The sequence below is a fragment of the Propionicimonas sp. genome (assembly GCF_047606205.1).
Lineage (GTDB): Bacteria > Actinomycetota > Actinomycetes > Propionibacteriales > Propionibacteriaceae > Propionicimonas.
The window spans coordinates 1-8,371 of sequence record NZ_JASGES010000238.1 but is presented as its reverse complement, the minus strand read 5'-3'; the positions used below and the strand labels follow the sequence as shown (position 1 = coordinate 8,371).

General features: G+C 69.3%; 9 protein-coding genes. All 9 read right to left on the bottom strand.

What is annotated here, in order from left to right:
• A partial coding sequence (locus QM633_RS14905; protein WP_415154554.1) for a biotin/lipoyl-containing protein occupies positions 1–352 on the bottom strand: 352 nt, incomplete at its 3' end.
• A gap of 36 nt (positions 353–388) precedes the next feature.
• Positions 389–1,363, bottom strand: a complete 975-nt coding sequence (locus QM633_RS14900) for an alpha-ketoacid dehydrogenase subunit beta (protein ID WP_415154555.1) — start codon at positions 1,361–1,363, stop codon at positions 389–391.
• Between the two features lie 80 nt (positions 1,364–1,443).
• Positions 1,444–2,445 (bottom strand): thiamine pyrophosphate-dependent dehydrogenase E1 component subunit alpha, encoded by a 1,002-nt coding sequence (locus QM633_RS14895; protein WP_415154553.1) that lies wholly within the window; start codon positions 2,443–2,445, stop codon positions 1,444–1,446.
• A 110-nt stretch (positions 2,446–2,555) separates the two neighbouring features.
• Positions 2,556–3,518, bottom strand: coding sequence for a sugar-binding transcriptional regulator (locus tag QM633_RS14890; RefSeq protein WP_415154552.1), 963 nt, complete (start codon positions 3,516–3,518; stop codon positions 2,556–2,558).
• Between the two features lie 130 nt (positions 3,519–3,648).
• Positions 3,649–4,947, bottom strand: a complete 1,299-nt coding sequence (locus QM633_RS14885; RefSeq protein ID WP_415154551.1) for an NAD(P)H-dependent oxidoreductase — start codon at positions 4,945–4,947, stop codon at positions 3,649–3,651.
• A 45-nt stretch (positions 4,948–4,992) separates the two neighbouring features.
• Entirely contained in the window at positions 4,993–5,436 is a 444-nt protein-coding gene (locus tag QM633_RS14880) for a transcriptional regulator GutM (RefSeq protein WP_415154550.1), read from the bottom strand.
• Between the two features lie 207 nt (positions 5,437–5,643).
• The gene (locus QM633_RS14875; RefSeq protein ID WP_415154549.1) at positions 5,644–6,645 is read right to left on the bottom strand and encodes a PTS glucitol/sorbitol transporter subunit IIB; all 1,002 of its coding nucleotides are present in this window, start codon (positions 6,643–6,645) and stop codon (positions 5,644–5,646) included.
• Positions 6,642–7,244 carry a PTS glucitol/sorbitol transporter subunit IIC gene (locus QM633_RS14870; RefSeq protein WP_415154548.1) on the bottom strand — a complete coding sequence of 201 codons (603 nt, stop codon included), beginning with the start codon at positions 7,242–7,244 and terminating at the stop codon, positions 6,642–6,644. The genes QM633_RS14875 and QM633_RS14870 overlap by 4 nt, the downstream gene beginning before the upstream one ends.
• 445 nt (positions 7,245–7,689) lie before the next feature.
• Positions 7,690–8,175, bottom strand: coding sequence for a CarD family transcriptional regulator (locus QM633_RS14865; RefSeq protein WP_415154547.1), 486 nt, complete (start codon positions 8,173–8,175; stop codon positions 7,690–7,692).
• Positions 8,176–8,371 lie beyond the last annotated feature (196 nt).

Sequence of the window (8,371 nt, the reverse complement as noted above, 5' to 3'; positions counted from 1 at the left end):
GCGGCACGGCGCGGACCGGTTCGCCGGTGCCCGTGCCGGGGACCGGAGCTGTCGGCGCCTCGGCGACCGGCACGGGAGCCTCGGCAGCAGCGGGAGCCGGTGCGGGCGGAGCGGCGAACAGGTCGCCCAGCAGGTCGTCGGCCTCGGTCTGCAGATAGGCGATCGGCTCGCCGACCGGGAGCTGGGCACCCTCGCCGGCGACGATCTCCTCCAGCACGGCGTCGAAGGTGGCCTCCACCTCCATGTCGACCTTGTCGGTGGTCACCACGACGACGGCGTCACCGTTGGAGATCTTGTCTCCGACACCGACGAGCCATTCGACGATCGTGCCGAACTCCATGGTCATGGACATCTTCGGCATGTTCAGGGGAACACGGGGCATCGCTGCTCACCACTCCCGCACGAGGGCGGTGGCCTCGCGGACGATGTCGTCGACCTGCGGGACGCTCGCCTTCTCCAGGTTCGGGTTGTACGGGATCGGGGTGTCCAGCCCGCACAGCCGCCGCACCGGCGCCTGGAGGGCGCCGAACGCCCGGGACTCGGTGATGGCTGCGGAGACCTCCGCCATGAACCCGCCGAACTTCACCGCCTCCTGGACGAGCAGGACGCGTCCGGTCTTCTCCACCGACGCCAGGATCAGCTCGGTGTCGAGCGGACGGATCGTCCGCGGATCGATCACCTCGACGCTGATCCCCTCCGCGGCGAGCCGCTCGGCCGCCTCGACGGCCCGCTGCACCTCGACCGAGGTCGCCACGATCGTCAGATCGGTGCCCTCGCGCTCGATCCTGCCCTCGCCCAGCCGCGCCTCCGGGAAGGTCGCCGGCACCTGGAAGCTCTGCTTGTACAGCAGCTTGTGCTCGAGGATGATCACCGGGTTCGGGTCCTTCAGCGCCGCCAGCAGCAGCGAGCCCGCGTCGGTCGCGTTGGACGGCATGACCACCTTGAGGCCGGGAATGTGCGCGAACCACGCCTCCAGCGACTGGCTGTGCTGCGCGGCGGCACCGGTGCCGGAGCCGCCCGGGGCCCGGATCACAAGGGGGACGGCGGCCTGCGCGCCGACCATGAAATGGATCTTGGCGGCCTGGTTCACGATCTGGTCCATCGCCTGGCAGGCGAAGTCGGAGAACTGGATCTCCACGATCGGCCGCATGCCGGTCAGCGCGGCGCCGACGCCCATGCCGACGATGCCGAGTTCGGAGATGGTCGTGTCCCGGACCCGCTCGGTGCCGAAGCGCTCGTACAGGTCGTTCTCGACGCCGAAGGCGCCGCCGTAGATACCGACGTCCTCACCCATCAGGAAGACCCGCTCGTCGTTCTGCATCGCGATCGCCATCGCTTCCCGGACGGCCTCGGCGTAGGTCATCGTCCGCGGCTCGTGGGAGCGGGTGGCCTGCTCGGCCGCGGTCGCGGGGGTCTGGGTCGGGTACTGCACGTCCTGGACGGTCATGCCCGGGCCTCCTGCTGCTCGAAGTAGTCGTCGGGCGCGTAGACGCCGGCCAGCATCGCCTCCACCGTGGGCTCCTCGCCCCTGGTGCCGAACACGACGGCGTCGCGGATGTCCTGCCGGACCCCGGCCTGGATCGCCTCGATCTCGTCGGTGGTCAGCACCTCGGCGGCGAGGACCTCGCGCGTGTAGCGCTGGATCGGGTCCTTCTCCCGCCACTCGGCGATCTCGGCCTTGCTGCGGTACAGGTTCTTGTCCGACTTGGAGTGGCCGCGCCAGCGGTAGGTGACCGCATCGACGAAGCTGGGGCCCTGACCCGCGCGAGCCCGCTCGACGGCCCGTCCGACCGCCTCGGCGACGGCCTCGACGTCGTTGCCGTCCACCGTCTCCCCCGGCATTCCGTAGCCGGCGGCCTTGTCGCTGAGCTTCTCGACCTTGTAGGCCGCCAGGCTCGGCAGCGACATGCCGTACTGGTTGTTCTCGCACAGGAACACCACCGGCAGGTCCCACATGGACGCCAGCACCATCGCCTCGTGCCAGGCGCCCTCGCCGACCGCACCGTCACCGTGCACGCAGACGGTCACGTTGGTGGTGCCGCGCATCTTCTGGGAGAGCCCCGCGCCGGCCGCGATCGGGAGGCCGCCACCCACGATGCCGTTCGCGCCGAGGTTGCCGGTGGCCACGTCGGCGATGTGCATCGAGCCGCCGCGGCCCTTGCAGTAGCCGTTCTCGCGACCGAGCAACTCAGCCATCATCCGGCCGAGATCCGCGCCACGGGCGATCGTGTGCCCGTGACCGCGGTGCGTGCAGGTGATCACGTCGCCCTCGACCAGATGCCGGTTGGCTCCCACGGGAACGGCCTCCTGCCCGATCGACAGGTGCATGGTGCCGTGCATCATGCCCCGGCCGTAGAGGTCCTCGACGGCTTCCTCGAAGAGTCGTATCCGCCACATGTCCCGGAGGACCTGGCTCGCTTGTGCTTTGTCCGACACCACAGTCATACCGGCAAGCCTAGCCAGGAAGTGCAAGTTCTGTCATGTGCGGGCAGCTATAACGCATATTCTTGCATCCCTTGGGGTGTGAGGCACTCCCGGGACGCAGGCCTCGAGGGCTACTCGGCGCCGGCGAGGTTGAGGACGGCGCGAGCGAGGTCCTCGTCGACGACGATCTCGTCCAGCGTGCCGGTGCGCAGCGCACCGACCACACCGAGGGCCTTCTCCACCCCCGCGGCCAGGCCGACGACGCCCGCGATGGCGGCCAGTTGCTCCTCGCTGATCCCGATCACGCGCTGGGACGTGGGCAGGCCGAGCGGACGGCCCGTGACGTCGTAGAAGCGCCCACAGATGTCACCGGCCGGGGCCTGACGGGAGAGCAGCGCGGCCTCCGACTCGCTCAGGTGCATGGCTGCCACCACCCGGCGGGAGTTGTGGACGCCGAACGAGCCGATCCCGACGAAGGCGAGGTCGACGGCAGCGGCGCGCTCGATGGCCGCACGGATCCCCGACTCCTTCATCAGCGCCGACCAGGTCTGCGGGGACTCGACCACCGAGGGCGACTCGAACCGGAAGGAGAGCGCGCGAAGCTTCTCGGCCAGGACTTCCAGCGAGGTGTTGCCGGCGGGGCCGGCGTCCGAGGGAAGACCTCCGACCAGCGGGCAGATCCGCAGGGCGGCGTTGATCGGCTCCACGTCGACGAAGCCGGCGAACCGGTCGATCATCGCGCCCCAGCTGAACCCGAACGACGTGATCCGGGGGTAGCGCTCCTCGAAGATGTGGGCCGCGGCACGCGCCACCACCTCGATCGGCGACCGGCCCCTCGGCCGCGGGACGACGAACGCCGTCTTCACCCCGAACGCGCTGACCAGGCCCTCCTCGAGGTCGACCACGTGTCCGACCAGGCCGGGGTCGTGGATCCTGACCTCCACGACGCCCTGCTCCCGGGCGGCGGAGAGGATGCGGGAGACGCTGGAGCGGGAGAGGCCGAGGGTCTTGGCGATCTCCCCCTGGGAGCGGTCCTCCAGGTAGTACAGGCGGGCGGCCCTGACCAGCACGTCCTGACTTCGGGGAGCCGGCATCGGACCTCTCATTCGTCTCGGCGGGGGCAGGCCTGCCCCGACGAGGAAAGCCTACTTGCACAAAAGTGCGCAGGTGTCCGCATCGAGAACCAGGTCCGGGCCGGCAGTCCGGCCCGGACCTGCCCATCGGCTACCCGATGACGTGCGTGCGCAACAGTGCGTCCTGCAGGCGCCGCATCGCGACCAGCGGACGCGTCTCGTCGATCTCCACGTCGTCGTAGGTCAGGGTCTCCCCCGCCGCGAGGTCGCGCTTCAGCGTGCAGCCGGCGACCAGCCCGATCGGGATGGCGTTCAGCGCGAAGGAGTCGTCGGCGTCCAGCGTCCAGCCGTGGACGTGGTGGCCGCCCATGCCCTCCAGCACCGTTCCGGCGGCGAGGTCGAACTTGGCCTTCGCGGTGACCTCGGAGCGCCAGGTCTTCGTCTGGAAGTCCGCGGACCGGTTCAGCACGGCCTCGCTGATCGACAGGTGCGCCTCGATCGAGGCCAGGTGGTGGGGACGGTACACCGCGTAGTACGGGCCGGTGCCGAACTTCAGGTAGTCGAGCTCGTGGGTGACGACCGGGTCCTCCGATCGCACGACGACGAAGATGCCGGGAGCGACGTCGCCCTCGACCGTGTACTCGACGGCGGGGTAGGTGGTGAGGATCCCCCCGTCGGCGACCGGGAGCAGCGTGGTGGCCAGCTCGTCGACCGTGCAGGACGGGCCGTGCATGCCGGCGACGTCGACCGGGATGCCGGTCGCGTTCGACAGCGCGCACATCTCGAGCTGGGTCTTGGTGCCGTCGGTGAACTCGCAGAGCATCCGCGGGTTCATGTTCTTGCGCGCGGCCTCCTCCGCCACGTCCTCCGGCACGTCGGTGGGCCGGTTGGGGTTGTTCTTGCCCTTGCCGGCGGCCACCACGGTGAGGCCGAGGTCCTCGGCGTACTCGACGAGCTTCAGGCACTCCACCGGCTCGTCGCCGCGGCAGATCGTGTACACCTGATTCCCCGCGTTGGCGACGCTGGACAGCAGCAGGCCGACGGTCACGTCCGCCTCCACCGTCATCAGGGCGACGTCCTTCTTGCCGACCAGCGACGCGTAGGCGATCTGCGCGGCGATCTCGGGAACGCCGGAGACCTCCAGCACGATGTCTACCGGCAGCTTCGGCATCAGCAGGCCGTCGTCGATCACGACGGCACGGCCGGCCTCGACCAGCTCCGCCGCCCTGGTCAGGTCGGCCTCCACGGTGATGTCGCTGCGGCCGGCCTTCGTGTAGGCGTCCACGCCACGCTGGGTGGCGACATCGGCGACGGCAGCCACCTCCATCCCCTTCGCCCGCTCGATCTGGGCGATCAGGCCGCTGCCCATCTGGCCGGCGCCGACCACGCCGACGCGAACCGGGTGGCCGAGCTCGCGCTGACGCTCGAGGAGCCGCTGGGTGTAACTCATCTTCTTCTCTCTCTTCTCTCTTCGGTGCTCAGCCCTGGTGGGGGTTCAGCTCGGGCTGCCCTGTGCGCGGGGAATCCGGATCCGCCCGGTCGCGGTACGGTCCGCGAGGGCGCCGGGTGCGGCCGTCGCGCCGGGGAGCATCCCCAGCGCCGCCTCGATCGCGCGTCGTAGGTGTTTGTCGCTGGTCCGCTCGACCACGTCGTCGAGGGTGCCCTGCAGTTCGGGTGCCGGACGGAGCCGGCTGAAGATCGTCGCACCGGTCATCACCCGCGCGTCGACGACCTGCCGGGCGGCCGGGTCGACCAGCAGGATGACGATGGCGCCGCGCAGCCGACCCTTGCCGCGCCCGCTGACCAGTTTGAGGGAGCGACCGGCATTGGCCTTCGCCATCTCGTTGAGGACCGCCAGGTAGCGACGGTGCTGCCACAGCGACAGCACGATGGACAGCACCATCGCGCCGAGAAGCAGGGCGGGGAAACGCCAATCCATGTCAGGCCTCCCTTCTCGGGATACGGATGGGATCGTCCTGGGCGGGCACCGGGAGCGCGCCTCTCGCCCTCACTGCGGCGAGGGGGATGTCGGCACCGGGGACGGTCGAGAGCCCGGGCTTCCGCACGGTCTGGGACATCGGAACTTCCTTTCGGCCGCCGTGCCCGGTGGGCCCTGTGGGGCCCACCGGATCCGGCGGGACTCTGCTCAGAGCAGGAACGACGCCGCGTAGGCGATGACCACGGACACCGGGGAGGTGATCTGGCGGGAGAACAGCACCGCGGGCACACCCACGGCGACCGTCTCCGGCTCCGCCTCGCCCAGTGACAGACCGACCGGGACGAAGTCACAGCCGACCTGGCCGTCGATGGCGAACAGCGTCGGCAGCGCGTACTGCACCGGCAGGCCACCGGCGGCGATCTGCGTGCCCATCAGCACGCCGATCACCTGGGCGATCGCCGCACCGGGGCCGAGGATCGGCGAGAGGAACGGCAGGCCGACGATGATGCCCAGCAGGATCAGGCCGATCGGGCTCGCCGCCAGCGGGGTCACCGCGGAGGCGATCCAGTTCGACAGGCCCGTGTAGGTGACGATGCCGATCAGCAGCGACACGTACGCCATGAACGGGATGATCGTGTTCAGGGTCAGCTTCAGCGCCTGCCGGCCAGAGGACAACAGCGTGTTGATGAAGTAGCCGATCCCGTTGCCGAACCTGATCACGAAGCCCATGAAGCCGGTCGCCTGCGGTGCGGCGGCCGCCCGCGGGGGGTTGCCCTCCTCCACGGCCGCGACGGCGGCGGCCGTGGTGGAGGCGTCCGTGCCGAGCGGGACCGCGCCCGGATCGGCGAGGCTGACCTCGTTCGGGGTCACCGCGGAGACGAAGATGTCGTCGGTGATGAACTGCGCCAGCGGTCCACCCGGCTCGCCCGGGTAGATGTCCACGGTCGGGATCCGCTTCTTCGGGTAGACGCCGATGCGGGCCGTGCCGCCGCAGTTGATCACCGCGCACAACACCTGGGAGTCGGGGATGTTGTTGACGAACCCGTCGACCGCTTCCGCGCCGCTCAGTTCGGCGATCCGCGCGGCGACCGGATGGATCCCGCCGCCGGTGACGGAGAGGACGACCTTCTTCTCATCGGTGGGCTGGAGGGTGAGACCGCTGCCCCAGCCGCCGCGGCCCTTGACGATCTTGATGGCCTGGTAGCTCACAGCACGCCTCCCTCGGTCTTCGCGCCCTGGATCTGGCCGGACTCGTACAGTTCGTCGAACCGCTTGAAGGTCTCCTGGTGGCCGCCGCGGTTGATCAGGATCCGGGTGATCCACTGGGTGAGGTAGCCGCGGATGATGATCACGATGATGCCGACGACGAAGTAGAGCACGGCGAGCCGCGCGTACTTGTCCGGGGCGATCTGCTGCACGCCCGCGGCGACGCCCGTCCACACGAACAGCTCACCGGCGTTGGCGTGCGGGAAGAACGCCGTGACCGGGTGCACGAACGACACCGCGGAGTCGTAGAAGGCCGGCTTGTACTTCTCCGGCAGGAACCGGCCGAAGGTGTAGGCCATCGGGTTGGTCAGGATGATCACCGCGATGATCGGCATGATCGAGTAGCGGGTGATCGCGTACTTGCCCGCCCACTGGACGGCGCGGGTGACCCGCTCCTCGCCGATCCAGGTGGTGATCGCGTACATGGCGGTCAGCAGCACGATCAGCAGTGGCAGGATGCCCGTGATCAGGCCGGTGAGGCTCTCGGCGGACTTGTTGAACAGGCCGATGAAGTGCTCGGCGAACCACGTGATTGCGTCCATCTAGCGGACCCCTCCTGGGCTCGGCGCCGCGAGGGGCGCGACGGTACTCGGGCTCTGGGCCACGAGCGAGGCTGACGGCATTCCGTAACTCCTTTGTTCTGGTTTGCACCAATGTGCACATAGGTACGTACTTTTGTGCACCATCGGAACTATAGGGTCGCCTCGATCCGAGCCGCAAGGGATCTGCCCAGAATTGGCGCTCCGGCGTGTCGTCGTCCCGGCCGGGCCGCGGGGGCGCACCGGAGCCGACCGCCGCCGGAGCGTCAGGTGCCGTCCGAGGCGGACGAACAGCCCCACGGAGCCGCACCGGAAGACCGTCAGCGGTACCGGAGGGCACAGCCCTGGGCACAGACCGAGCCCCCGGCCGGGAGGAGCTCACGCCGGCCGGGCATGGAACGGCCCCGCAGGCTGTCTGCCTGCGGGGCCGCGTGTGTTGACTAACGGCTCAGGACGCGAGCACCTCGTCGAGGAGCACCTCTGCGCGATCCTCCGCCACCTTCTCCGCGAGGGCGAGTTCGGAGACCAGGATCTGCCTGGCCTTGGCGAGCATCCGCTTCTCGCCCGCGGACAGGCCGCGCTCCCGCTCCCTGCGCCACAGGTCGCGGACCACCTCGGCGACCTTCATGACGTTGCCGGAGTGCAGCTTCTCGAGGTTCGCCTTGTAGCGGCGTGACCAGTTCGTCGGCTCCTCGGCATGAGGCGCACGAAGGACCGTGAAAACCCGCTCCAGACCGTCGGCGTCGACGACATCCCGCACCCCGACCAGGTCGAGATTGCAGGCCGGCACCCGAACGACCAGGTCGTTCTGGCCGACGATGCGCAACACCAGGTAGAGCTTGTCCTCGCCTTTGATCGTTCGTGTTTCCAGGGCTTCGATGACTGCCGCGCCATGATTGGGGTAGACCACAGTTTCACCGATTGTGAACGTCATATCAGCTTTGACCACCTTTCCCGACTGCCGAGTCTAGCACAATGGGCCCACAGGACCTACCGTCTCACCTAGCCAGAGGCAGTTTGGGGGGTTGACAGCCGGCCCCGAGGTGTGCCGTCGCCACCTCGCCCCGACCCGGCCGGGGCCGGTCGGCCGGCAGCGCTCCTTGCCAGCGGCGGATCGCCGCGACGGCGCG